We start from the raw sequence: 24,983 nt of genomic DNA, 5'->3' as shown, positions 1-24,983 counted from the left end.
CCGCCAACTTCCACCCCAGCGGGCACCGGACCCGCTTTGTAGCATGTCCGGCGGGGAGGAAAATCGATCATGAAACAGGGTTGGAACACTGTTTCTCACTCACGACGGCCGGCGCGCACTAGGAACTCGTCATGACCCGCTATGTCCTGCGACGGCTGCTCCAGCTGATCCCGGTGTTCTTCGGCACCACCTTCCTCATCTACATCCTGGTCTGGGCCGTGCCCGGCGACCCGTTCTCCGGCAAGTGCGGCCAGACCGCCTGCCCGCCGGCCTACATCGCCCAGATGACCGAGAAGTTCCACCTGGACGACAACATCTTCGTGCAGTACTTCAAGTACCTCGGGAGCCTGCTCACCGGTGACTGGGGCGAGACCTTCAACGGCACGTCCGTCGGCGAGCTGATCGCCACGTCGTACCCGATCACCCTGCGCCTGGCCGTGATCGCCGTCGTCATCGAGGCCCTCATCGGACTCACCGCCGGCGTGCTGACCGGCCTGCGCGGCAAGGGTTTCCTCGACAACCTGGTCCTGGTCTCGACCACGTTCCTGATCTCGCTGCCGGTCTTCGTCACGGCGATCGTGCTGCAGCTCGCCCTGGGCAGCAACGGCCTGGGCCTCATCGAAGCCAGTGTGTCGGACGACCCGACCATCGGCGAGCTGATCGTGCCCGGCATCGCGCTCGGCAGCCTGTCGATGGCCTACGTCGCCCGGCTCGCGAGAACGAGCATCGCCGAAAACCGCCGCGCCGACTACGTGCGGACGGCGATCGCGAAGGGCCAGCCGCAGAGCCGGGTCGTGCTCGTCCACCTGCTGCGCAACTCGGTGATCCCGGTCCTGACGTTCCTCGGCACCGACCTCGGCGCCCTGATGGGCGGCGCGATCGTCACCGAAGGCGTGTTCAACATCAACGGCCTGGGCGGGCTCATCTTCCGCGGCATCCAGAACCGGGAGAGCGCCACCGTCGTCGGCGTCGTCGTCCTGCTGGTGCTGGTGTACCTGCTGATGAGCCTGATCGTCGACCTCCTCTACGCCGTTCTCGACCCGAGGATCCGCTATGACTGACCCGAACCTGGTGGGCGGCGGCGGGGCCGACGCGGCCGAGCTGTCCCGCGTCGACGACTCCGCCACCGGCCCGCAGAAACCCCGCAGCCTCTGGAGCGACGCGTGGCGCCAGCTGCGGCGCAAGCCGGCGTTCGTCGCCTCGGCCGTGATCATCCTGCTGATCGTGCTGATCGCCATCGCGCCCGGCCTGTTCAGCTCGCGCGACGCGGGCTTCAGCGACCTGACGCACGCCAACGAGGGCCCGTCCGCGGACGCCTGGTTCGGCTACGACAACCAGGGCCAGGACGTCTACGCCCGCACCATCTACGGCACCCGCGCGTCGGTGCTGGTCGGGGTGTTCGCGACGCTGCTGACCGTCCTCATCGGCTCGATCGTCGGCATCCTCGCCGGCTACTACGGGCGGATCGTCGACAGCCTGCTGTCGCGCTTCGGTGACATCTTCGCCGGCCTGCCGTTCGTGCTCGGCGCGATCGTCATCCTGACGACGTTCAACGCGCCCGGCTCGAACCCCGGCGCGGTCACCATCATCGTCCAGGTGGTCTGCTCGATCGCGGTGCTGAGCTGGCCGGTCGCCATGCGCATCATGCGGTCGGCGACGCTGGTGGCCAAGCAGCTCGACTACGTCAAGGCCGCCCGCGGCCTCGGCGCGAGCACGCCGCGGATCATCTTCCGGCACCTGCTGCCGAACACCCTGGCCCCGGTGCTGGTGTACGCGACCATCGCGCTCGGCGCGTTCATCGGCGCGGAAGCGACGCTGGCCTACCTCGGCATCGGCGTGCGCCCGCCGGTGATCTCGTGGGGCGTGATGATCAGCGACTCGCGGGACTACTTCCGCAACGACCCGCACATGCTGCTGTTCCCCGGCGCCTTCGTCACCCTGACCGTGCTGGCCTTCGTGATGCTGGGCGACGGCATCCGCGACGCGCTCGATCCGAAGTCGAGGTAGATCCTCTTGTCCGACAACGAACTCCTGCTCGAAGTAGAGGACCTGCACGTCGAGTTCCGCACGTCCGACGGCGTGGCCAACGTGCTCAACGGCGTCGGCTACTCGGTGCACGCCGGGGAAACCCTGGCCGTGCTGGGCGAATCCGGGTCCGGCAAGAGCGTCACCGCGCAGACGGTGATGGGCATCCTCGACATGCCGCCCGGCGTGATCACTGCCGGTGCCGTCCGCTGGCGCGGCGAGGACCTGCTGACCGCGTCCGACGAACGCCGTCGCGAAGTCCGCGGCAGCGAGATCGCGATGATCTTCCAGGACGCGCTGTCCGCACTGAACCCCGTGTTCACCGTGGGCTTCCAGATCGAGGAACAGCTGCGCGTGCGGCTCGGTATGTCCAAAAAGGACGCACGGAAGCGCGCCATCGAGCTGCTTGACATCGTCCGGATCCCGGCCGCCGAACGGCGGATCAAGGACTACCCGCACCAGTTCTCCGGCGGCATGCGCCAGCGCGCGATGATCGCGATGTCCCTGGCGCTCGACCCGGACCTGCTGATCGCCGACGAGCCGACCACCGCGCTTGACGTCACCGTCCAGGCCCAGATCATGGACCTCCTGGGCGAGATCCAGGCCGAACGGAAGATGGGACTCGTGCTCATCACCCACGACCTCGGCGTGGTCGCCGAGGTCGCCGACCGGATCGCCGTGATGTACGCGGGCCGGATCGTCGAGCAGGCCGACGTCGTCGAGCTGTTCCGCGCCCCGGCCCACCCGTACACCGCCGCGCTGATGGACTCCCTGCCCCGGCTCGACCTCAAAGGACAGACGCTGGAAACCATCAAGGGCCTGCCGCCGAGCCTGCTCGACATCCCGCCGGGCTGCCCGTTCCACCCGCGTTGCAAGCGAGCCGAAGCCCGGTGCAGCGAGGAAGTGCCGCCACCGCACGGCATCGGCTTCGGCCGGACCAGCGCGTGCCACTTCGCCGAAGAGGTGGTGAACTCCCGTGCCTGAACCGATCCTTTCGGTCACCGACCTCAAGAAGTACTTCCCGGTCCGCACCGGCATCCTGTTCAAGCGCACGATCGGCCAGGTCAAGGCCGTCGACGGCGTCTCGTTCGACCTCATGCCGGGTGAGACGCTCGGCGTCGTCGGCGAGTCCGGGTGCGGCAAGTCGACCCTCGCCCAGGTGCTGATGCGCCTGGAAGAACCGACCGGCGGCACCGCGACCTTCGAGGGCCGCGACATCTTTTCGATGCGCGGCAACGAACTGCGGAAGCTGCGGCGCGAGATCCAGATCGTGCTGCAGGACCCGTACACGTCGCTGAACCCGCGGATGACCGTCGGCGACATCGTCGGCGAGCCCTTCGAGATCCACCCCGAGGTGGCGCCCAAGGGATCGCGGGCGACGAAGGTGCAGGAGCTGCTCGAAGTCGTCGGGCTCAACCCCGAGCACCTCAACCGCTACCCGCACCAGTTCTCCGGCGGCCAGCGCCAGCGCATCGGCATCGCCCGGGCGCTGGCCCTGCGGCCCAAGGTGATCATCTGCGACGAGCCGGTGTCCGCATTGGACGTCTCGATCCAGGCGCAGGTGATGAACCTGCTCGGCGACCTGCAGACCGAGTTCGGGCTGTCCTACGTGTTCATCGCCCACGACCTCTCCGTCGTGCGGCACCTGTCCAACCGGGTCGCGGTGATGTACCTCGGCAAGGTCGTCGAAATCGGGACGGACGAGGAGATCTACGAACGACCGTCCCACCCGTACACCCAGGCGCTGCTGTCGGCGGTGCCGGTGGCCGACCCGGCCGTGCGCGGGCAGCGGCAGGTGATCCGGCTGACCGGCGACGTGCCGAGTCCCCTGGATCCCCCGTCCGGGTGCCGGTTCCGCACGCGCTGCTGGAAGGCGCAGGACCGGTGCGCGACGGAGGTCCCGGAGCTGGTTCCCAGGACGGACGGCCACTTGTCAGCTTGTCACTTCGCGGAGCAGAAGTCGGTTGTTCCATAACGTACGTTTGGCCGTTGTTTGCGCAATGTCCGATCTATACGGTGCAGGAACCGCTTTCCCGAGGAGGAGAATCGTGAAGAGACCCAGGCTTCTCGCCGCGGCCATGGCCGTCCCGCTGTTCGGGGCGATCTCGGCCGTCGCGGTCCCGGTCGCGTCGGCGCAGCCCGCGCTGTCCGGCCCGGCGACCGAGTTCACCGTGCTCGCCAAGGACACGCAGAGCATCGCCACCGCCCAGCAGGCGATCAAGGCCGCCGGCGGCACCGTGCTGGAGACCAACACCGCCGTCGGCCTCATCAAGGCCAGCGCACCGGCCACCGGGTTCACCGAGCGCGTCTCGGCGAACCGGGCCGTGTTCGGCGCGGCCAAGTCCCAGGTCATCGGCTCGCTGCCGAAGAACGGCAAGAAGGCCAAGAGCGACAACGCGGAGAAGGAAGGCCGCGGCACGGCGTCTTCGTCGAAGAAGGCCGCCGCGAACAAGGCCGTCGGGATGGACCCGCTGGACGACCAGCTCTGGGGCCTCAAGTCCGTCCGCTCGGACCTTTCGCGCACCAAGCAGGCGGGCAGCAAGCAGGTCAAGGTCGGCGTCATCGACACCGGCATCGACGGCACGCACCCGGACATCGCGCCGAACTTCGACGCGGCCGACTCGCGCAACTTCACCAAGGACATCCCGTTCGACGTCAACGGCGTCGAGGTCGACGGGCCCTGTGAGTTCCGCGGCTGCGTCGACCCGGCCAACCACGACGACGGCGGCCACGGCACGCACGTCGCCGGCACCATCGCCGCCGCGGCCAACGGCTTCGGCGTCTCGGGCGTCGCGCCGAACGTGACGCTGGTGAACATCCGCGCCGGCCAGGACTCGGGGTACTTCTTCCTGCAGCCGACCGTCGACGCGCTGACCTACGCCGGCGACGCGGGCATCGACGTGGTCAACATGTCGTTCTACACCGACCCCTGGCTGTACAACTGCACGGCGAACCCGGCGGACTCGCCCGCCGAGCAGGCCGAGCAGCGCACGATCATCGAGGCGACCCAGCGCGCGCTGAACTACGCGCACCGCAAGGGCGTCACGATGGTGGTCGCGCTGGGCAACCAGCACACCGACCTCGGCGCGCCGCAGCCGGACACCACCAGCCCGGACTACCCGGCCAACTCGACGCACCCGCGCACGGTCGACAACAGCTCGTGCCTCAACCTGCCGGTCGAGGGCAACCACACGATCGGCGTCGGCGCGTTCGGCCCGTCGCAGGCGAAGGCGGACTACTCGAACTACGGCACCGAGCAGATCTCGGTTTCCGCGCCGGGCGGCTACTTCCGCGACGGCTTCGGCACGCCGTGGTTCCGCACGGTCGAGAACGAGATCCTCTCGACGTACCCGAAGAACGTGGGTGTGGCCGAGGGCACCATCGACGCCGACGGCAACATCACGCCGGACGGTCTCGCCGCGGGCATCCAGAAGGCGACGGCGGCCGACGGCCGGGTCGGCTACTACCAGTGGCTGCAGGGCACGTCGATGGCGACGCCGCACGCGACCGGCGTCTCGGCGCTGATCATCTCGCAGTACGGCAAGAAGTCCCACGGCGAGTTCGGCATGGACCCGGACAAGGTCCAGCGCGTGCTCGAGGGAACGGCGACCGAGGTCGCCTGCCCGACCCCGCGGACGGTGGACTACCTGAAGGAAGGCCGCGACGCCACGTTCACGGCGACCTGCGTGGGTGACCCGTCGTTCAACGGCTTCTACGGCCACGGCGCGGTCGACGCCTACGCGGCGGTGACGCGCGGAGCGCAGTACCTGAAGTAGGGATTCGGCGTGGACGGCCCACCTCCCGTCGGGGGGTGGGCCGTTCCGCGTTCCGGGGGCAACCTTTTCCGGGGGCCGCGCGTGTCCATCTGGACAAGGGGGAGGTTTCGGGTGGAAGTGCGTGAACCGGCGTTGCCGGTCGGCCCGTGGTTGCCGGGTGAGCCGACGCTCGGGGAGGTGGCTGCCGCCCGGGCGTGGCTGGCCCGGCGCGGTGTCGGCGTGTGGCTGCCGACCCGGCTGCTCTCGCTGCGGCTCGGCTCCCGGGAGTGGGCCGCCCGCACGGTGTCGCCGTGGTTCGGGGCCGTCTACGTGCTCGTGCTCGTCTCGGGAACCTTCCTGGAGGACGTGCCCGGCCGGCTGGGGCTGCTCTTCGTCGTGTTCGCTCTCCTGCTGGTGGTCCGCCCGCGGGAGATCCGCCGCCGCGAAGACGTCGCCGATCGCTGGGCCGGCACCGGCAGCCCACCGGCGCTGCGGGACGCCGCCCGGCAGGTCGGCGGGTGGTACCTGGTCACCACCGCGATCACCTTCACCGGGGGAGCGGCCATGTGCGCGGCGATGATCGTGGTCGATCCGACCTTCGACGCGTTCGCCCAGACCGTCGCGCTGGCCGTGGGTGCCGGGGCGACCGTCGCGGTCGTCGGCCGGATCCTGCGTGCCCCGGTCATCGCGGAGGATGCCACCTCGCGGGCGGTCGACGCCCTGCTCCGGGCCCAGGACGCCTACCGCTACGCACCGTCGGCGGTGTTCGCGCTCGCGGCGCTGCCGGTGACGATGGCCGCCGGGCGGCTGCCCGGCTGGCTGGAGTGGACGGCGGTCGCGTTCGCCGTGGGGGTGGTGGGCGCGCAGCTGACCGGCTTCCTGGTGACCCGCCGCCGCAAGCTGCCGCCGGGCTTCTACGGCCGGTAAACCGTCCCGGCGCTTCGGGCGTGTACGGCGGGACAAGGGGAGGTCCGATGGTCGTGCTGACGGCGGAGGAACGAGCGGCGGCGAAGTGGCTGGGCCGGCACGGCGTGAGCGTGGCCGAGCCGGCGACGCTGCTGACGGCGCGGCTGAGCCCGCGCGGCGGCAAGGGCGTTCCGGAGGCGGTCGCCCCGGTCGCCGCCGTGGCCGCGGTGAGCTGCGGCGCCCTCTTGGGCTACCCGTTGCTGCGGCTCCTTCCCGAAGTGGAGGGAGCCGACCTGCCGGCCGGCTGGGTCACGACGTTCATGGCCGCGCTCGTGCTGACGACCATGTGGCTCCACCGACGCGCCGGCGACCGCCGGGCGGCGGTGCAGTTGGGGACCCGGCGCCTGGACCGGCCGCGGCCGCCGTGGCACGAGGTGGTCGGCGGCTGGTACGTGACGTCGCTGGTGGTCACCTTCGGCGGGGGCGCCGCCCTCGGCGTCGCGCTGGTGGCCGCCGGTGCGCTGTGGGGTGTCTTCTGGCTCGGCCTGCTGGCGGTCGGCGCCGTAGTGGACGCGGTGATCCTGACCGGGGTGATCCGCCGGCCCGTCCTCGCCGAGGACGAAGGTTCGCTGGCGGTCGACGTCGTGACGCGGCTGGAGGACGTCCACCTGGCCATGCCGTCGTTGTTCGCGGTGCCGGTGGTCGTCGACGTCGTCTTCGAGAACCCGCCGGGCAGGCCGTGGCTCGCCGGTTACGTCGTGCTGGCGGTTGCCACGCACGCCGTCGCGTTGTTCGCCCAGCGCCGCCGGGTTCCGGCGTTGCCCGCGGCAGGCCACTACGGAGAGCCGGCATGAGGGCGGCCGAGCGTGCGGCGGCGCTGCGCTGGCCGGCGATCCGGACCCAGCCGTGGCCGGGTGCCGCCGGCCGCCCCGGCGCCGGCCTTCGCGACCGGCCGGCTGATCCTGCTCGGGGTCTACGCGCTCGGCGGCGCGGCGATCGTCACGAGCTTCCTGCGGGCCCCGGTGCTCGCCGTGGACGAGGCGTCGCTCGCGGTGTACCGCGGGCTGCGGGCGGAGAACGTCCACGCGGCGTCCCCGGCCCTGGTGGCGGTGCCGCCGCACTACGGCGACCCGGTGCCGCGGGGGTCCGAGGTCGGCTGGTCGCCGCCGGACCCCCGCTGATCAGCGGTTCGACGCCTTCTTGACGAACTTCGCGAGGTCCTTCGACTGCTGCACCCGCGTCGGCTCGTGGACGTACATCATGTGCCCGGCCGGGTAGTACGCCGTGTCGATGTTGTCGCGCAGCTCCTCCGGGATCTGCAGGTGAGCCAGCACGTGCTCGGCCGCGTAGTAGGCCGTCGCGCCGTCGTAGTGGCCGAACGCCACGTGGACCCGCAGGTGCGGGTTCGCGCGCATCGCCGCGCTCACCGAGTCCACCACCGACACCGAGCGGCCCTCGAAGTCCGAGTACGACCAGGCCTTGAACGTGTCCTCGTGGATGAGCTCGTACGGCAGGTCGCTGGCGTACCCGAGCTCGGCCCGCACGTAGTGGTTGAACGCCGCCGCGTACGCGCCGATCACGCGGGAGATCGACGGGTCGTCGCTCATGTGCTCGCGGCCGCCGTCCGGCTCCCACGTCGTGAAGCGGCCGTCCATCCGGCCGACCGTCAGGCCGCGGTCGCGCAGCAGCTCGGTGAAGAACCGGACGTGCTCGATCCGCAGGTTCACCCGGTCCACATAGGACTCGGTGAGGCCGGTCAGCGACGCCAGCGTGGCCACCGCCTCCGCCCGGTCCTGTGTGGACAGCCGCGCGCCGCGCGAAAGCACGTACGGCAGCTCCTTCGCGGCGAAGTCCTCGGCGTCGGCGAGGACGTCGTCGAGCGGGCGCTCGCCGTGCAGGCCGTGGTAGTGCGCGATCGCCGCGTACGTCGGCACGTACAGCGAGTACGGCAGGTCGTTGCCCTCGGTGAACCGCAGCGTGCCGAGGTCGAGCACCGACGAGATCAGCAGCAGGCCGTTGAGGTAGAGCCCGTGCCGCTCCTGCAGGTGCGCGGCCAGCCCGGCGGCGCGCAGCGTGCCGTAGGACTCGCCGGCCAGGAACTTCGGCGACAGCCAGCGCTGGTGGCGCGACACCCAGAGCCGGATGACCTCGCCGACCGACTCGATGTCGCCCTTGAAGCTGTGGAAGTCCTTCGTCTCCTCGCCACCCGAAACCCGCGAGTAGCCGGTCGACACCGGGTCGATGAACACCAGGTCGCTGTGCGCGAGCAGCGTCTCGGGGTTGTCGGCCAGCCCGTACGGCGGCGGCACCAGGTCGTCGACGTCGCCGGAGAGCACCCGGCGCGGGCCCAGCAGGCCCATGTGGAGCCAGATGCTCGACGAACCGGGGCCACCGTTGAAGGCGAACGTCACCGGCCGCGTGCCCGGGTCGGCGTCGTCGAGCGTGTAGGAGGTGAGGAACACCTCCGCCTTCGCCTTGAACCCCTCGGACTTGCCGTCCTTGACGATCTCCTTGCGGAGCACGATCCGGCCCGCCTTCGCCGTGTACGCGAGCTTCTTGCGCTTCACGGTGAGCGTGTGCTGGGTCGTGACGATGTCGTCGGTCGGCTCGGCCGGGATCTCGGTGGTGTCCGATGGAGATCCAGTCTTCTTCTCGGGGGCCTCTTCGGGGGTCGTGTCCGCCATGGCCCCAACCTAGTTGTGGCAGGGTGACCTGGTGCACACCGGGGACTGGCCGTCGACGGTCGAGGAGGCGCTGGCCGTGCAGGAACGGCTGCGCGGCCTGGTGGACCCGGCCGACGACCTCCCGGAGCTGCCGCCGACGGTGACCGGCCTCGACGTCGCCTACGACGACACCGGCGCGATCGCCGCGGCCGTCGTCACGCTGGAGACGGCCGGGCTGACGGTCGTCGAGGAGCGGACGCACCGCGCCCGCGCCGTCTTCCCGTACGAGCCGGGCCTGTTCGCCTTCCGCGAGTTGCCGCCGCTGCTGGCCGCGCTCGAGCGGCTGGACCACGAGCCGGACGTCCTGGTCTGCGACGGCCACGGCCTCGCCCACCCGCGGCGCTTCGGCCTGGCCTGTCACCTCGGCGTGCTGACCGGGTGGCCCGCGTTCGGCGTCGGCAAGACGCGCTTCATCGGCTCCTACGTCGCCCCGGCGCGGTCGCGCGGCTCGTCGGAGCCGCTGGTCGACGCCGGGGAAGAGGTGGGCGCGGTGCTGCGGACCCAGGACGGCGTCAAACCGGTGTTCGTCTCGGCGGGCCACCGCGTCGACCTCGCGCACGCCTGCCGGCTCACCCTGGCGCTGACCCCGCGCCACCGCCTGCCCGAGACGACGCGGCGGGCCGACCGGCTGTCCCGGGCGGCGCTGCGATGAGGTCGCTTCCCCAGCTGGACGCGGCCGTCGCGGGGTGCCGCGCCTGCCCGCGGCTGGTGACCTGGCGCGAAGGCGTCGCGGGCACCAAAGCGGCGTTCCGCGGTGAGGAGTACTGGGCGCGCCCGGTGCCGGGCTTCGGCCCGCCGGACGCCTCCCTCGCGGTGGTCGGCCTGGCGCCGTCGGCGCACGGCGCGAACCGCACCGGCCGGATGTTCACCGGTGACCCGTCGGGGGACTTCCTCTTCCGGGTGCTGCACGAGGTCGGGCTCGCGTCCCAGCCGACGTCCGAGCGCATCGGCGACGGCCTCGAGCTGTACGGCACGCGGCTCGTCTCGCCGGTGCGCTGCGCCCCGCCGGAGAACAAGCCGACGCCGGCCGAGCGCGACACGTGCCGTCCGTGGCTCGCGGAGGAGCTGAGGCTGTTACGTCCGACACTGCGCTCGATCGTGGTCCTCGGGGCGTTCGGCTGGCAGGCGTTACTGCCCGTGCTCGCCGAGGCGGGCTGGCCGGTGCCGCAGCCGCGGCCGGCGTTCGCGCACGGCGCCGTCGTGGAGCTGGGCGACCTGCGGCTTTTCGGCTGTTATCACGTGTCGCCGCGGAATGTCCAGACTCGCCGCGTGACCCACGCCATGGTGGCGGACGTGTTCCGCGCCGCGACCTCGGTGACAGGGCCGGACTGAATCGTTACGGAAACCACAGCGACGCTGGTCACAGCCGGATGGGGCCCCCGAGCGAGGTCGCGGCGAAGGTGTCACCATGAGGACATGGCTGCTGCGAAGTCGAAGTCGGAACCGACTCGGATCCTCGTCCTCGGTGGTGGGTACGTCGGGCTCTACACGGCGTACGGCCTCCAGAAGATGCTCCGGGCCAACGAGGCCTCCGTGACCGTCGTTGACCCGCAGCCCCACATGACCTACGCGCCGTTCCTCCCGGAGGCCGCGGCCGGCGCGATCGAGCCCCGGCACGTGGTCGTGCCGCTGCGCCGGGTGCTCAAGCGCTGCCACGTGCTGACCGCGCGCGTCACCAAGATCGAGAACGAGAAGAAGTCGGTCACGGTCGAGGCGGCCGACGGCCACATCGAGCAGCTGGGCTACGACATTCTGGTCGTCGCGCTCGGCGCCGTCGCGCGCATCCTGCCGATCCCGGGCCTGGTCGAGGAGGGCATCGCCTTCAAGACCATCGGCGAGGCGATCTACCTGCGCAACCACATCATGACCAAGCTCGACGAGGCGGCCAGCACGCTCGACCCCGAGCTGCGCAAGCGCCTGCTGACGTTCACCGTCGTCGGCGGCGGGTTCGCCGGCATCGAGGCGCTGGCCGAGCTCGAAGACATGACCCGGTTCGCGGTGGAGAACTACTACCCGAACATCAAGACCTCCGACATCCGCTGGGTGCTCGTCGAGGCGGCCGGCCGGATCCTGCCCGAGGTCCGCGAGACCCTCGGGGTGTACACGGTCGAGCAGCTGGAGAAGCGCGGCATCGAGGTGTACCTGTCGACGGCGGCGAAGTCGTTCGAGAACGGCCACGTCGTGCTGTCGGACGGCACGGAGTTCGACACGGACACGATCATCTGGACGGCCGGCGTGAAGGCCAACCCGGTGCTGGCCAACTCGGACCTGCCGCTGGACAAGCGCGGCCGCCTCGAGGCGACGGCCGCGATGCAGGTCGTGGGTCACCCGGAGGTGTGGACCGCGGGCGACAACGCGGCGATCCCGGACCTGTCGCGCACGGAAGAGGACCCGACGGCGACGTGCCCGCCGAACGCGCAGCACGCGGTCCGCCAGGCGACGCTGCTGGCGAAGAACATCATCAAGGTCCTGCGCGGCGGCAAGCCCAAGGACTATTACCACAAGAACCTCGGCGCCGTGGCCAGCCTGGGTCTGCACAAGGGTGTCGCGGACGCGCTGAACCTGAAGATCAAGGGCTTCCCGGCGTGGCTCTTCCACCGCGCGTACCACCTCAAGGCGATGCCGACGTGGAACCGCCGCATCCGGATCCTGTTCGACTGGATCCTCGGCGGGCTGTTCCGGCGTGAGGTGATTTCGCTGGGGCAGATCAACAACCCGAAGGACGAGTTCGCGCGCGTCTCGAAGTCCTGACGCCGCTTTCGAGAGCCCCCGGCCGCTTTGGCGGCTGGGGGTTTTCGTCGTTTTCGGGGCTATTGCAGGGAAATGCCCGGCTGTGTGCCGGTGAGCGACATGGTCTGGACAACTGGGCCGGTGAGCGGGTAAACCCTTTCTTTACAACGCGGAATAAGTCCGCTCCGGCTCCCTCCCCACGGTCCCCTCCTTGGAGCTCGCATGCGCGTTTCCCGTGCCCTCGCCGCGGCTTTGCCCGCGGTCGTGAGTGCCGCCGTCCTCGCCGCCACCCCGTCCACCGCCGCCGCGGCCGGCGGCGCCTTCCCCGCCCACTACGCGGCGCCGTACCTGCAGATCAGCGACGCCGACGCCGGCCAGATGGCCGCCGACATGAACGCGACCGGCACGAAGTTCTACACGCTGGCGTTCCTGACCCCGCAGTCCGGCTGCACGCCGGTGTGGGAGGCGAACGGCACCGGCGTCGGCTCGTTCAAGTCGCAGATCAGCGCGCTGCAGGCGGCGGGCGGCAACGTGATCCCGTCGTTCGGCGGCGCCGAAGGCGGCGAGCTGGCCCAGACGTGCACGAACACGGCCAGCCTGACCGCGGCCTACGCCAACGTCGTCAACACCTACGGCACCCCGCGCCTGGACTTCGACATCGAAGGCGGCACGCTCGGCGACACGGCGTCCAACCAGCGCCGCAATTCGGCGCTGGCGGCGCTGCAGCAGCAGAACAGCGCGGTCCAGGTCGATTACACGCTGGCAGTCGACCCGACGGGCATCCCGTCGAACGAGCTCGACCTCCTGCGCGACGCGAAGAGCAAGGGCGTCAAGGTCAGCGTGGTCAATTTGATGGTGATGGACTTCTACGACGGCCAGCCGGTGCTGGGCGACGCCCTGTCGGCGGCCCGGGCATCGGCAACGCAGCTGGCGAGCCTGTACGGCATTTCGACATCGGCGGCGTACGCGATGATGGGCTTGACGCCGATCGCGGGCCGCAACGACGACGGCGCCCAGTTCAGCCAGTCGGACGCCCAGCAGCTGGAGACGTTCGCGGCCCAGAACGGAGTGGCGGAGCTGTCGTTCTGGGAGCTCCAGGACTACGACCGGGCAACGGGGTATGCGTACTCGAGGATCTTCAACGCGATCACGGGCGGCACGACCACCCCGCCGCCTTCGTCGGCCGGAACGATCACGGGCTACGGCGGAAAGTGCGTGGACGTGGCCGGCGCTTCTTCGGCCAACGGGACAACGGTCGACCTGTACACGTGCAACGGGACGAACGCCCAGCAGTGGACGTCGACGGCGGGAACGTTGCGAGCGCTGGGCAAGTGCCTGGACGTGAACGCGGCGGGCACGGCGAACGGGACGCGGGTACAGCTGTACGACTGCAATGGGACGGGTGCCCAGCAGTGGACCCACTCGTCGTCGAACCAGCTGGTGAACCCGGCATCGGGCAAGTGCCTGGACGCGACGGGCCCGAGCTCGGCGGACGGCACGCCGTTGCAGATCTGGACGTGCACGGGCACGGCGAACCAGTCCTGGACGCTCAACTGAGGCGATCGCCTAGAGTGTGCGGTGCCCCCGTAGCCCAATCGGCAGAGGCAGTCGACTTAAAATCGATTCAGTGCGGGTTCGAGTCCCGTCGGGGGCACGTACGCAATCCGCACGTTCGTCGTCTGTCCTGGCCAGCCCGCCGGCCGCGTCCGCGACGTCGGCCAGCCGGTCGGCAGGCAGGTGGATGCTGATCGTTGCGCGGCCGCCCGCGCCGTGGAGCCGGACCTGCAGCCGGGTGACCTCGAAGAGCGGTCGCAGGAGGTCTTCTGGGGCTTCCAGCAGGTGAGCAGCCAGGTAGGGCAGTGCGTCGAGCAGTTCCAAGTTCTCCGGCGTGGGCCGGTCGGTCTTAGCGGTCTTCGTGTTGGCGGCCAGCGCCGCCTCGGTGGCTGACTTCTCAGCGTCGAGCTCGTTGTAGGTGGCGCGCAGAGCCCTGGTGAAGGGGTCGTCCGGGTCTCCGTCCATGGCTTGGCGCAGGACGGCGGTTTGGCGGCGTTCGATGTTCGCCACGGTCCGCTTCAAGCGATCTTCGTCAGCTTGCTGCTGACGATCGGCAGTATCGTCAACACTGCTGAGCTCGGCAGCCAGGGCCTCGCGACGGTGTTCGCCGAAGATTCGCTCGGCGAAGAAGCTGGTTACCGCGTCCAGGATGCCGTCTTCGCGGACGTAGATGCTGTGGCTGGTCTGCGCCTTGTTGTTCTTGTCCGGTTTGCACTGGTAGTACGAAGTGGTGCCGCGGCGTCGGCAGCCGAACATGCGGCGGCCGCAGCCGCAGACCACCATTCCGCGGAGCAGGTACTTCCTGCGGGTCTGGGGGTGCTTGCTCAGTCGATGGCCGACCTCGATGGCGCGTCGCCGCGGCCGGCGGCCAGCGGCGATCTCGTCGTACATCCACTTCGGGATCAGAGGCTCGTGGACCGGTTCGGGTGACCAGACCCAGAGCATGGGGTCATTGACCTTGCCGTGCCGTGAGCGGCTGGCCCGGCGGTTGAACACTTGGTATCCGGTGTACTTCGGGTTGCACAGGATCTCGTAGACGCTGGTCTTGCCCCAATGCCCCCGGGCGCGGTCTGGGTTCGGTGGTGTCGGTGGCGGGTACTTCTCGAGGTCTTTATTCAGCCGGTCCGCGATGGTGTTGTAGCCGAGGCCCTCGTGGTGGCGCCACGCTGCGATCTGGGTGACGGTCTCGCCGCATCGTCCGTCCGGTTCGAGCCGCGTCTTGGTCTGTCCTTTGGCAGCCTTGGTCGGGTTGGGATGCCGGTAGGTTTTGGCGCGGTAGCCGTAGGGCGGTTTGCCGATGTTCCAGCCGTCGCGGACGTGGGTGCACAATCCGCCCCAGGACTGTTCCAGGGTGTTGAGGACCTCGTACTCGGCGACGGATTGGTTGATGCGCCGCTGCAGGATCCGCTGGGCGCGGCTGCCGGAGAGTGTGATCGGCTCGTTGGAGGCGAAGAGCGGAACGTCTGCTTGTTCGAGGGCTCGTTCGATTGACAGGCCTTCGAAGGCGCGCCGTGCGACGCGGGAGATGCTCTCGCAGATGACCACGTCGAATCGGCGGTCCTGCCTTCTGCTTTCGGTCAGGAGGTCGGCGATGCCGCCGTTGCGGGCGATCGGGATGTCGAAGCGTTCATAGCCGGAGCCGTGACCTCGGCGGTCGAGTTCCATGCGGCCTGACTCGACGTCGTAGAAGTGAGCGACGATGACCCAGGACGGCGGAATGGTGGTTTTGCAGTTACCGAGCTGACGTATCAAGGACTGGCGTGGGTCCTGCTGGTCCTCAGTGGAGGTTCGCCCCAGGAACGCAACTCGTACTTCGCCGCGCAGGAGAGCAGTCGGCATCCCGAGCGGTGATACCGCGTAGTCCGAGAGGCCGGATGGACCTGAAGTGAAAGAAGAGTCCCCGCTTGTCACTATTCCGCCTCTCTGTTGCTGGCCGTACCGTCCCTGGTTTCTCTCGATGCCCAACGTAGTAGACTCCGAACAGTCGAGACCAAATTATTCTGCAGTTCTTCGCCAGCGCCTCCTTCAATAAATTGTACATCGATGCGAAATTCTGGGAAATCGGTTCCTTGTCGCTTTGTAGTGCGAGTGTTCGACATGGCGGTGCTCCTGGCGGGCGAGGCGTGACGCCTCTGACTCCGCGTTCGAGAGCCTGTGGAGACACGCGGCTGCCAGATCGATAGGTCCGAGAGTTCGAAGGCGAAGCACGTCGAAGCAGCTACCCGGAGGGTTCTTGGTTCGAGTCCAAGCGGGGGAGTAAAGCCCAGGTCACAGACCTGGCGGCCACGCGATTCCCAGAACGCTGACGCAACCTTGGCTGCGTGACGTGGGCTGCCTCCGTGCGTCGCTGCCTGCGGCCGGACCTGCCGAGACCGCGGCCAACGCCACGGCGGCCGCCAACGCAGCCGCCGATGCGGCAGTCTTCGCAGGGAACGCGGCGGACGCCGCCCAGAAGGCCACCGAACACGCCAACGCTGCAACGGCGGCGGCGAACACGGCGGTGACGGCGGCGCAGCAGGCGTCGCAGATCGCGCAGGTGGAGCGCAAAGCCGACGACGACCGGATCGCCCTGGCCGGACAGCAGGCCGACGACGCAGCGCAGGCCGCCGCCGCGGTATACGCGAGCCGGGCCGTTCCGCCACGGTGGGATTTGGACCAGGTCAGCACCTGGGACGCGGAGACCAACCGCCTGATCGCCGAGGCGACCACGCCAGGCACCGCACGCGCCACGGTCGTCGCGGACGCGCGCAAGGTCGCGTTGAAGCTGGCGGACGCGGGCGGCCCGTGGGTCAAGGCCGCGGCTGCGGGGCAGGATGACCGTGTCATCCTCATCCAGCTGTCCGACACCGGTACCTCCGGGTTCAAGACGGCCGCAGCATCTGCGTTGGCCGGCACGGACATCGGCGTGCGGAATTTCCTGCGCAGCCGCGACTACCCGGGCCGGTTGCAGGACGACACGCTGCAGGTCAGCCAGATCATGTCCGCCGCTCGGGCAGCCGGTCGCACCGTGGTCGTCGAACACGGGCAGAAAGCGCTGGACGCCGGTACTGACCAGGCACTGCGCGACTTCCTCGACAGCGGTCAGTACCTCGCTCTGCAGATCGATGACCAGGTCAAGGTGGCGCAGGTGCAGTCCGCCGCCCGGGCCGCCGGCACGCGCGAAGTCGTTGCCGGTGCCCAGGCCGCACTGGACGGACCTCCCACGTTGGCGCGCGAGTTCCTAACCGTCGGCCAATTCACCGCCGCTCGGCGTGACCAAAACACCGCCGCACACAACGCCGCCGTCGACAGCCTGCTCGCCCAAGCCGCCAGCGCCGCGGCCAGTGCCACCCACGACGCCAACGAAGCGCAGGCCGCCGCGGCGCGCGCCCGCAACGCCGCCGACGACGCGGCACGTTACGCCGACCAAGCTGCTGCCGCCGCCGCTCAAGCCGCCGACGCCGCCAACCAGGCCCAAGACGCCGCCAACCGCGCCGCAGCCTCGGCGCGGCAAGCGCAAGCTTCGGCGAACACCGCCGCCGCGGCAGCGGCGACCGCGATCGCCGCCGCTGACAAAGCCGGCCGCTCCGCGGTGCTCGAAGAGCAGATCCACAACCACGACGCCGAAGAGGCCGACAAGGCCGACCGGGTTGCCGACCGTCAATACCGCGGGCTGCATAAGCAGCGCTAACCGTAGCGCGTCGTCAAGTCGTGCGCTGGCGCATCGGGAGGCGTGGTGTGGCGGATCGTGTGCGTGCACGGCATCGGTCAGCAGGTCGCCGGGGAGCAGTCAGTGTTGCGTGACTGGACCCCGCTCTACTGGATCGGCTTACCCACGCCGACCATGCGGTGCGGCCATCGCTGAGGACGTGGTGATGGGCTCCTACGGTGACTTGTTCCGGCCGGCCGGGGAACGATTGGCGGCCGGCGACCCGATGTTCACTGCGGACGACGTCGAGCCTGGTCTGGAAGAGGAGCTGCTGTTGGGGTAGTGGTGGGAGGCCGCGCGGGTGGAGCCGAAGGTGGCACCGCCGAACGCGGATGCCGCTTCGCCGCGGTTCACGGGGACTGTCTGTGCAGGAGTCGAACCTGGTGTTCAATTCCCGCTCGACGACGTAGGGGCACGTATTTACGGGCTTGCAGTGCTAGAAGCCGTACCTGACGGTGCTCTGCTGGGCTTGTCACTCTTGATCTATGGGGACCGTCGGTCGATCCCACAACATCCTGATTCCTGAGCGTTCGAGGTACACGACCTCTGGACGGAGGGCAACATCCCAACATCTTGGCCATCCGACCTTGCTAGGCGGTAGTAACGGCGCAACGTGAACTACGACTTAGAAGATACCCCGTAGGGCACCGGAGCAGTAGTGCATCGCGGACGTGAGTCACCAGAGGAGACAAATGGCCGATATTCTCCACGTCGTAGGAGGCTCCGGGGTGACCCTACTTTGGATCTTCTTGCTGGGGGTCGCGCTCGTGGTCGCTGCGGTAAGCGGCGGTCACCTCATCGTCAAGCGATTTATCGAGAAGAGGAACGACGCCACGCTTCCGAAGTTTGCCGCCTGGACGATCGGACTACTCGGTGTCTTGTGCATCGGAGTGTCCTTCTTTGCCGGCCCGGCCGTTGCAGTCGTGGGTTCATGGTTCAGGCCTTCGGAAAATCCGAATAACGGCAGCGCATCTAGTAGCGGTCCGACCACCTTGTCAAATCAGCCAAGCCTTTCGTCGTCCACGATCACTGAGTCGCCTGCGATCGCGACATCAACTGCACCTCGGCTATCGTCCCCCGTTTCATCTGCGGCAATCAGCAGTCCGGCTGGACGCACAGCAAGCTCGCCGCTGTATCTGGACGTCGACGGGTCACTCAGCCAATACAAGGCCGGACCGAATCAGTATCGCGCCGATCATGACATCAAATTCACTGTTCATGTGTCCGATGACGTCGGTGAGGTTAGTTCGGGCTGTTACGCCAAGGTGACTGTGCTTCGAGCGGGTACTGTGATCATGAAGGATGAAGCGGAGTGCTCTCCCGGTTGGGGATGGATCAATCTTCATCAGGGCAGCTATACCCTTCGATTTGATGTCACAACTGATTGGGGTGCGAATGGGTCGAAGTCCATTAGCATTCAAATGGTTCCCTGAAATCTCTTCTATATGCAATCTGTCACTGTGTATTCGCCGGTCAAGTCTGTCGGAGTGGGGATTATCGAGTTGGAGGTTGCAGGTTGAGGCAGGGCGGGGTCTGCTGGTAGTTGGAAGTCCACCGCCTAAGGTCCTGCGAAGCACCATGCCTACGCGCCGTAGGTCGCGCACGGGAAGTAGTCGGTGTTACAGCGTGGGGTGGCTGTGGGGAAGGTCGGGCGTTTGCACTGAAGGATCCGGATCGCCGAGACGGTCAGGACGACGAACGGGAAGCCGAGCAGGGTCAACGGGCATTACGGTGAGACACGAAGACCTCCGTTGTGTTCGGTGATGGCGTTGATCCAGCTCGCACCAGCCCAGAAAGCCGTCGCCAAAAACTGGGTCACCGCGTTCGACACCGTCGGCTTACGCATCGCCAACGTAAAGCGTGTCTGCGCGACAATCCCATCAGTTGCGTGAGCAGCCACCGCGGGGACGAGGACGGCAACTGACCGTCGCCGGCGCCGACGTCGCCGTCCAGCACACGGCGACACCGCCGCGCACCACCGTGTTTAGGTGAAGCCCGACTTCGCGGCCGCGGGAGCGAGTGTCACCGCGAGCTCTGCTCGCGGCCATGTAAAGAGACGTGGCATGACGTGGGCGTCACAGGTATGTGATGCGGCATGATCACCGCGCCCGAGAAGACCTCGGGTTGGGTGGGTACCCCGTCCGGCTGGGGTCGGGCATCACGCGATGCCAGCCGGACGCTGCCGACAAGGCGGCGTGGAAGTTGCGAGCTATGCGGCGCCTTCTTCGGGGAAGACGGTGATTGTCCAATGCCCGAGGCCAGCCGGGTTGGGGTCATCCAGTGGCGGGGTGAAGGTGCCGGGTTTGGTGGTTTCCGGGTGGTACTGGGCGGCGGCGATGTGGTCGACGATGTCGGAGTACTTGGACCGGGCGGCGCCCATGTTGAGGACGGGTGTGCGGGCGGTGAAGACGCAGCCTTGGGTGGCGCCGGGGATGTAGCTGGCGGTGTCGCAGCGGAAGAAGTCGGTGCGGTCGTTGACGGGGCGGGTGTTGGTGACTGGGTCGTAGAAGGTCTGGCCGACTTCGTAGAAGGCTTTGCCGTCGCGGGCGGTGGTGGTGCCGCTGGGGGTGATGGTCTGCCAGAAGCGGTGTTCGCCGGTGATCCATTCGCCCATGGTTTTGAGGGTCATGTTCGAGGTGGAGCAGCTGGTGCTGATGGCGCTGCACATGACCTGGATGCCGACCTGGGTGCCGTACCACTCCGGCGGCGGGTTGCCTTCGACCTGGCCGTCGTGGATGAGGATGTCGGCGCGCACGCCTTGGGTGCCGTCGGTGGCTGCGGTGTAGGCGGTGGTGACCAGGAAGGTCGGCGAGCCGTCCTCGGGTCGGCCGATGCCGAACCCGTAGGTGCGGCAGCTGGAGAACCGGTCTGTGCTGGAAGTTCGGTTCCCCGGTGTCGATCTCGAGGCATTCGTCGGGGCTGACCGCCGCAGTGGCGCGCGGTTGGCCGGGCACGACGGTGGCGGAGCCGTCCTTGTTGAACAGCTGGGTGGTGAAGGTACGTTCCCGGGTGAGGCGCTGCTGCAGGGTGTCCATCGGCGCGCCGAGCTGGTTCTTCGCCTTACCGTCACCGGCCGGCACCGGGGTGACGCGATCCTTCTCCACGATGAAGTCGCGATTCCCGGTGACGGCGCGGGCGACCACCGACTCGATCCCGTCGAACGCGTGCGAGTACTCCGGCGGCGGCCCTTCAACAGGGGCACGGAAGGCCTCGGCGACCGCGACGACTTGGCTTGAGGTCTCGCCCTTGTCTGGCCTGTTCGGTAGTCGCAACTCGCAAGATGAGACATCAAGTCAATCACGACAAGAAGCTTGCCGGTTGAGCTACTGTTCAGTAGTGATCGGTTTGCCTCCTGAGTGCTTCATGTCGGCGTTTGCGGCCGACCTTGTCATCCTGACCATCCGGAAGGGAGAGCTCCACGTCTTGCTGGTCGTCCGCGGTATCGAACCGTTCCAGAACGAGCGAGCGCTGCCCGGGGGGTTCCGGCGCCAGGGGGAGAGTATCGAGGATGCAGCGATACGCGAGCTTGTCGAAGAGACCGGGATGCCGGATGGTCTCGTTGCGTTGGAACAGGTCGGCGTCTACTCCGCCTCTGATCGGGATCCGCGCGGCTCCGTAGTTTCCTGCGCGTTTTTGGCTATAGCGCCGAATCTTCCGATCCCGGTGCCCGCGCAGGGTTCAGACGTAAAAGATGCCGGCTGGGTCCCGCTGTCGAAGCTGGGTGGCGGTGAGGCTCTGGCGTTTGATCACGACAGGATCCTTCGGGATTCCGTAGACCAGGCGCGAGACAAGCTGCAGTACACGACCATCGCAACTGCCTTCTGTGATGAAGAGTTCACTATCGGTGATCTGCGTGAGGTGTACGAAGTCGTATGGGGCGTGCCGCTAGATCGGGCGAACTTTCATCGGAAGGTCAGGAACGCGACCGAGTTCATCGTGCCGACTGGGCGCACTAGAAGCTCAGGTGGAGCGCTTGGCCGCCCGGCAGAGCTCTATCGGGCAGCAGGGAAGGTTTCCGTTCTGGCTAGTCCGATCTTGCGAGGGTCGCTCGTGGCGCGGAGGTAGGGAACACAGCTTATTAGTCATAGTTGACACATAGTCGCTCGGATGCGTACGGTCATGGAGTCATCCGAGCGTGCGTCGTGGCGTACGCATGGTCGCCAGGAGTGTTGGGCTCGGCTTGGTGCGGCGCTCTGCGTTGCAGGCCAGACCCGCTCCGTTCAGCATTTGCGAGTGCACATGCAATCTCGGCAGAGAACTCTCAAGAGATGGCTGATCTGCGCGATCGCCGCGCTGTTCGCCAGCATCAGCCTGATCGCCGTCGCGTGCGGGGACGGGCAGGGGGAGGCGGTGTCCCCGGACTGCGCGAAGGTCGAATCCGTCGCCGTCCCCACTGACCGCGGCTTGACCGCGCTGGTGGTCGACAACAGTGCGTCCACGGCCGCTGGCGACCTCCCACCCCGGACGGTGACTGAACTCCAGCACGCCCAGAGCCGCGGCGATGCGCTGGCGCTCATCGCAGTCGACGGGGCTGGCAAGCAGCCCGCCGTTGTGAAAAAGATCGCGCTGGAACCCCACCCTGGCGTGGACAGCCCCACCGCGGACCGTGCTCGGCCAATCGTTCTGAACTGCGTTGAGCTGTGGGCTCGCGACGAGCAGATGCAGCCGACGGCACCGGGTAGCGCCATCTTGGACGCGATTGCGGTCGCGGCGAGGCAGAACCCGTCGACGCTGCTCGTGGTCTCGGACGGTCTGAACAACGTCGGGCCGTTCGACCTCAACGTGCTCGGCTTTGACACGCCACCCGGGCCCCTAGCAGACGACCTTCTCGCCGGAAAGAACCTGACTCCGGAGCTCAAAGGCCGCAAGATCATCTGGGCCGGGGCTGGTGAATCCGAGCTAGCGTTGCCGCAGCCCGCGCGCACCAACCTCACTGCACTCTGGACGGCGGTGCTGGTCAAGGCAGGGGCAACCGTGGATTTCGACAGCCAGATGGGCAAGCGGGCGCCTGCACCGGAGCACCTCCCGGCCGATCCGCTGGCTGTCCCCGAGGTCGAGACCGTGCCGTCGGCGTGCGGGGCCAGCAAGTCCATCCCCGCTTCGCTGCTCTTCCCCGCCGATAGCGCGAAACTGCTGCCGGGTGCCGACGAGGTGCTTCGCGAGATCGCCGATGACCTGCGGCAGCGCCCGGGCACATCGGCCTTGATCGAAGGGCACACCGCCGCCGTCGGCGACGAGCCGGGGAGACAGCGGCTGTCCGATAACCGGGCCGAGGAAGTGGCCGCGGCGCTTACCGGAATGGGCATCGAGCGGTCGCGGCTCGCGCCCATCGGGCTCGGGTCCAAACGGCTCAAAGACGCTCAAACGCCGGCAGCGGCGGTTAACCGCCGCGTGGAGATCACTGTGAACGCGAAGGAGTGTGGTCGATGAAGACGAGATGGCTGTCCCGGGGGCTCGCCTCGATGCTCGGACGGCGGACCGGGACCGAGGTGGAGAGTGGCCTCGGCAGGCTGCTCGAAGCCGGGCACCGGCGAAGGCGCGACAACGTCCGCAACGCGCACCCGCGCTCCGACGAGTTGTACAGCGACGAGGTGTCCGTCACCGTCGAAGTGATTAACACTTTGGCGAAGGAAGACCAGCGGGCGGGGCGGAAGTTGCGCGGTCTGATGGTCGAACTCGTCAGCGCCGCGCATCGCAGTGCGCGCTACTGGCACGCGCTCGGCATGTTGCGTGACCACCCGCAGTGGCGGGTCCACCGGCTCCCCGGCCGACCCCAGACCGAGCACATGCGGCACGAGGACGAGACTGGCGAAATGTACGACCGCAACCGCGGCCTCGTGTCCGCGCGCGGCCTGCTCGTGTTCGAGATCGTCTTGACCCTGGTCGAAGTTTTCTTCTGGTATCTCGCTTTCACCAGTGACCTGGACCGGAAGGCGGGATGGGCGGACCCCGCACGCCTCGGGGCGGTCGCGGTCGCCCTCTTCCTGCCGGCGGTGACGCTGCTGGGCGCGCGGCTGGCGGGTGCGCTCGCGCACCGGTGGGTGATGGATTACGCGGGCATCAGTCGGCGTAGGCACCGGGGCGCAGTTGTCGGGCCGGCGGTGTTCGGGGTCCTGCTCCTGGCCACCTTCCTGCTGGTACTGCACCGATATGACGACGCTGCGGTGAGCGTCGGGTCCATGTCGATCCCCGCATGGCCCATGGCGACGATCTTCGCCGGTGCCCTGACAGCCGACGTGGTGGTGCGGACCTACCTGGTCTCGGAGGTCCGTGACCAGTACCGTCTGCGCGCCGAGGAGTTCGAGAAGCTGCGTGACAAGCTGGTCAAGGCGAACGAGAAGCACCTGGCGGTGTGGCTCACGCTCCGCTTGCGTATCCAGTACCACCGCGACCAGAACGCCCGCATCGTGGCGCTGGGGGGAGGGCTGTTGGCCAGGAGTGAAGCTGAACACGGCGACCCCCACACGACGCGGACGCTGCCCGACGCCGGTGAGGGCCTGATCGCCGCTCCACGACCGGTTCACGGCGTCCGATTGCGCAGCCTGCTGCGGCTGCCCGACCCGCGAGCACCGCGTCTGCTCGGCACGACGGGCGTGCTCGTGCCCTCACGGTCCTTGGAGGACGCCGCAGATGCTTTGCACACCCACCGCCCGTGGGACGCCGAGATCCTCGCAGCCGAGCTGCAGGACCTGTGGGACGCACTGCACCAGGACGAACCCGGCGGCGGGCAGGGTGGACAGTGGTCCGGTGAACCGGCGCTGAAGGCGAGCTGATCGGTCATGTCCGGATTGCTGGCGCCGACCACGGACCTAGCGCGTTCCCCTCGTTTCGCACGGAGCCCCGGCAGGTGGCGCATGCTTGCCGTACCCCTGATCGTGTTATGCCTGCTGGGGCTCGGCGGGTGGCAGTTGTTTCGCGACCGCGGACCAGCTGCTTCGCCTCCGGACCTGTTGTCCTCTGTCCTTGTAGGCCCACGTGACGCGGCCTGCCTGCGCCTGGCGATCGGCATGGACGTCTCCGGCTCGATGGCGGAATTCGCGACCGCCCGTGACGCCGCCCTGTCTCAACTGCAGCAGTGGGCGGCGAAACCGGACACGCTGCGAGACGACGACCAGATCGCGATCGTGGACTTCGCGTTCGAGGCGAAGACCCGCCTGCCGCCGGTGCCGGTCGCGCACAGCGCCCTGCCCGCCGCAAACGCCGTCCCCGACGGCCAAGCCACACTGCTGCGCCCGCTGCTCGGCCGGATCAAGGAGTTTCCGGCGGTGAAGCAGCCGTGCGACACCGTCCTGATCCTGTTCTCGGACGCGCAACTTTCGGACCTGCCGGCGACGCCGGCCGAGGGCATCTCGCTGCTTCGAGGCGCCGGGGTGCGCGAGGTGCGGTTCCTCGTGCCCGGCACCAAGATCCAGGTGCCGGGCGAATGGTCGCAGGCGTTCCCCAGCGCACGGCCGATCCGCTTCGACGGTCTCAACGCGGGGGAGACGGCTCTGACGATTGGACGGACGATCGCCGACCTGACCCGCCAGGAACTGGTCTCGGCGCTCGCGCCGGCGACCTGACGGACGAGACGTGAGGCCGATCGGATCCTCGGCCTCACCC

The 24,983-nt window shown here is 68.3% G+C and carries 21 protein-coding genes, 1 tRNA gene and 1 pseudogene; 20 read left to right on the top strand and 3 right to left on the bottom strand.

Annotated elements, in window-relative coordinates; all coding sequences use genetic code 11:
- Window positions 1-131 precede the first annotated feature (131 nt).
- The 8 genes from ACWEVP_RS37870 (at window position 132) to ACWEVP_RS37835 (ending at window position 7,867) form a co-directional block, all read left to right on the top strand.
- A complete protein-coding gene (locus ACWEVP_RS37870) occupies window positions 132-1,061 on the top strand; it encodes an ABC transporter permease (protein ID WP_452067383.1) in 930 nt (309 codons plus the stop codon).
- On the top strand, window positions 1,054-2,007 hold the full coding sequence (locus tag ACWEVP_RS37865; protein WP_452067382.1) for an ABC transporter permease: 954 nt from the start codon (window positions 1,054-1,056) through the stop codon (window positions 2,005-2,007). Before ACWEVP_RS37870 ends, ACWEVP_RS37865 begins: the two co-directional genes overlap by 8 nt.
- A 6-nt stretch (window positions 2,008-2,013) precedes the next feature.
- Entirely contained in the window at window positions 2,014-3,009 is a 996-nt protein-coding gene (locus ACWEVP_RS37860; protein WP_372663360.1) for an ABC transporter ATP-binding protein, read from the top strand.
- Window positions 3,002-4,000 carry an ABC transporter ATP-binding protein gene (locus ACWEVP_RS37855; RefSeq protein WP_452067381.1) on the top strand — a complete coding sequence of 333 codons (999 nt, stop codon included), beginning with the start codon at window positions 3,002-3,004 and terminating at the stop codon, window positions 3,998-4,000. The genes ACWEVP_RS37860 and ACWEVP_RS37855 overlap by 8 nt, the downstream gene beginning before the upstream one ends.
- Window positions 4,001-4,103: 103 nt before the next feature.
- A complete protein-coding gene (locus ACWEVP_RS37850) occupies window positions 4,104-5,801 on the top strand; it encodes a S8 family serine peptidase (RefSeq protein WP_452067389.1) in 1,698 nt (565 codons plus the stop codon).
- A 111-nt stretch (window positions 5,802-5,912) separates the two neighbouring features.
- Window positions 5,913-6,707 carry a hypothetical protein gene (locus ACWEVP_RS37845; RefSeq protein ID WP_452067380.1) on the top strand — a complete coding sequence of 265 codons (795 nt, stop codon included), beginning with the start codon at window positions 5,913-5,915 and terminating at the stop codon, window positions 6,705-6,707.
- Window positions 6,708-6,754: 47 nt separating this feature from the next.
- On the top strand, window positions 6,755-7,540 hold the full coding sequence (locus ACWEVP_RS37840) for a hypothetical protein (protein ID WP_452067379.1): 786 nt from the start codon (window positions 6,755-6,757) through the stop codon (window positions 7,538-7,540).
- 60 nt (window positions 7,541-7,600) lie between these two features.
- On the top strand, window positions 7,601-7,867 hold the full coding sequence (locus ACWEVP_RS37835) for a hypothetical protein (protein ID WP_452067378.1): 267 nt from the start codon (window positions 7,601-7,603) through the stop codon (window positions 7,865-7,867).
- Here ACWEVP_RS37835 and ACWEVP_RS37830 read toward each other — a convergent pair whose 3' ends face one another.
- Window positions 7,868-9,370, bottom strand: a complete 1,503-nt coding sequence (locus ACWEVP_RS37830; RefSeq protein WP_452067377.1) for a S10 family peptidase — start codon at window positions 9,368-9,370, stop codon at window positions 7,868-7,870.
- A gap of 31 nt (window positions 9,371-9,401) precedes the next feature.
- Here ACWEVP_RS37830 and ACWEVP_RS37825 point away from each other — a divergent pair, with 31 nt between their 5' ends.
- From ACWEVP_RS37825 to ACWEVP_RS37805, 5 genes are all read left to right on the top strand, one after another.
- A complete protein-coding gene (locus ACWEVP_RS37825; RefSeq protein ID WP_452067376.1) occupies window positions 9,402-10,061 on the top strand; it encodes an endonuclease V in 660 nt (219 codons plus the stop codon).
- A complete protein-coding gene (locus ACWEVP_RS37820) occupies window positions 10,058-10,741 on the top strand; it encodes a uracil-DNA glycosylase (protein ID WP_452067375.1) in 684 nt (227 codons plus the stop codon). Before ACWEVP_RS37825 ends, ACWEVP_RS37820 begins: the two co-directional genes overlap by 4 nt.
- 84 nt (window positions 10,742-10,825) lie before the next feature.
- Window positions 10,826-12,160 (top strand): NAD(P)/FAD-dependent oxidoreductase, encoded by a 1,335-nt coding sequence (locus tag ACWEVP_RS37815; protein ID WP_452067374.1) that lies wholly within the window; start codon window positions 10,826-10,828, stop codon window positions 12,158-12,160.
- A gap of 201 nt (window positions 12,161-12,361) precedes the next feature.
- Window positions 12,362-13,696 carry a ricin-type beta-trefoil lectin domain protein gene (locus ACWEVP_RS37810; RefSeq protein ID WP_452067373.1) on the top strand — a complete coding sequence of 445 codons (1,335 nt, stop codon included), beginning with the start codon at window positions 12,362-12,364 and terminating at the stop codon, window positions 13,694-13,696.
- Window positions 13,697-13,719: 23 nt separating this feature from the next.
- Window positions 13,720-13,793, top strand: a tRNA-Leu gene (locus ACWEVP_RS37805).
- 593 nt (window positions 13,794-14,386) lie between these two features.
- Here ACWEVP_RS37805 and ACWEVP_RS37800 read toward each other — a convergent pair.
- A pseudogene (locus ACWEVP_RS37800) lies at window positions 14,387-15,358 on the bottom strand (recombinase family protein); the annotation flags it as partial.
- A 661-nt stretch (window positions 15,359-16,019) separates the two neighbouring features.
- Between ACWEVP_RS37800 and ACWEVP_RS37795 the strand changes: the two are divergent.
- Window positions 16,020-17,363 carry a hypothetical protein gene (locus ACWEVP_RS37795; protein WP_452067372.1) on the top strand — a complete coding sequence of 448 codons (1,344 nt, stop codon included), beginning with the start codon at window positions 16,020-16,022 and terminating at the stop codon, window positions 17,361-17,363.
- Window positions 17,364-18,073: 710 nt separating this feature from the next.
- Window positions 18,074-18,814: a hypothetical protein gene (locus ACWEVP_RS37790; RefSeq protein ID WP_452067371.1), complete on the top strand. Its 741-nt coding sequence runs from the start codon at window positions 18,074-18,076 to the stop codon at window positions 18,812-18,814.
- Window positions 18,815-19,590: 776 nt separating this feature from the next.
- Here ACWEVP_RS37790 and ACWEVP_RS37785 read toward each other — a convergent pair.
- A complete protein-coding gene (locus ACWEVP_RS37785; RefSeq protein WP_452067370.1) occupies window positions 19,591-20,136 on the bottom strand; it encodes a hypothetical protein in 546 nt (181 codons plus the stop codon).
- 91 nt (window positions 20,137-20,227) lie between these two features.
- On the opposite strand from ACWEVP_RS37785, the gene ACWEVP_RS37780 reads away from it, so the two are divergent.
- The 5 genes from ACWEVP_RS37780 (at window position 20,228) to ACWEVP_RS37760 (ending at window position 24,943) form a co-directional block, all read left to right on the top strand.
- Window positions 20,228-20,617, top strand: a complete 390-nt coding sequence (locus ACWEVP_RS37780; protein WP_452067369.1) for a hypothetical protein — start codon at window positions 20,228-20,230, stop codon at window positions 20,615-20,617.
- A gap of 100 nt (window positions 20,618-20,717) precedes the next feature.
- A complete protein-coding gene (locus ACWEVP_RS37775; RefSeq protein WP_452067368.1) occupies window positions 20,718-21,446 on the top strand; it encodes an NUDIX hydrolase in 729 nt (242 codons plus the stop codon).
- 174 nt (window positions 21,447-21,620) lie between these two features.
- Complete coding sequence (locus ACWEVP_RS37770) at window positions 21,621-22,811, top strand: OmpA family protein (protein ID WP_452067388.1); 1,191 nt, start codon at window positions 21,621-21,623, stop codon at window positions 22,809-22,811.
- Window positions 22,808-24,154: a hypothetical protein gene (locus ACWEVP_RS37765; RefSeq protein ID WP_452067367.1), complete on the top strand. Its 1,347-nt coding sequence runs from the start codon at window positions 22,808-22,810 to the stop codon at window positions 24,152-24,154. The genes ACWEVP_RS37770 and ACWEVP_RS37765 overlap by 4 nt, the downstream gene beginning before the upstream one ends.
- A 6-nt stretch (window positions 24,155-24,160) precedes the next feature.
- Window positions 24,161-24,943: a hypothetical protein gene (locus tag ACWEVP_RS37760; RefSeq protein ID WP_452067366.1), complete on the top strand. Its 783-nt coding sequence runs from the start codon at window positions 24,161-24,163 to the stop codon at window positions 24,941-24,943.
- Window positions 24,944-24,983 lie beyond the last annotated feature (40 nt).

Source organism: Amycolatopsis sp. NPDC003865 (genome assembly GCF_053605345.1).
The sequence above is the reverse complement of the archived record's forward strand: the minus strand, read 5'-3'. Positions and strand labels throughout refer to the sequence as shown.